General features: G+C 56.4%; 1 rRNA gene. It reads right to left on the bottom strand.

The features are described 5' to 3' along the window. Positions 1 to 571, bottom strand: a 16S ribosomal RNA gene (locus DVK00_RS20695); the annotation flags it as partial.

Here is a 571-nt window from a genome sequence, read left to right as displayed (position 1 = left end):
AAGTCGTCAACCTGACCGTCATTACTACTGTCGGGACCGGTGAGATGTCCGGCGTTGAGTCCAATTAAACCGCAGGCTCCTCCGGTTGTGGTGCTCCCCCGCCAATTCCTTTAAGTTTCATCCTTGCGGACGTACTTCCCAGGCGGCTCGCTTATCGTCTTCACTACGGCACATCACGTGCTCATGGCGCGTGACATACCTAGCGAGCATTGTTTACAGCCAGGACTACCCGGGTATCTAATCCGGTTCGAGACCCTGGCTTTCGTCCCTCACTGTCGGGTCCGGTCTCTCAACGTGGTTTCCCCATTGGTGGTCCGTCCAGGATTACAGGATTTCACTCCTACCCCGGACGTACCCGTTGAGTCTCTCGGCCCCAAGCTGTGTAGTTTCCACCGGACGCCGACCAGTTGAGCTGGTCGATTTCCCAATGGACTTACACAGCAAGCTACGGACGCTTTAGGCCCAATAATATCGGCCATCACTTGGACTGCCGGTATTACCGCGGCGGCTGGCACCGGTCTTGCCCAGTCCTTGTTCCTGTACCACCTTACGGTACAGAAAAGCGAGGGCT

Origin of the sequence: Haloarcula sp. Atlit-47R, assembly GCF_003665985.1 — an archaeon.
In the GTDB taxonomy this organism is placed as follows: Archaea; Halobacteriota; Halobacteria; order Halobacteriales; family Haloarculaceae; genus Haloarcula; species Haloarcula taiwanensis.
The sequence above is the reverse complement of the archived record's forward strand: the minus strand, read 5'-3'. Positions and strand labels throughout refer to the sequence as shown.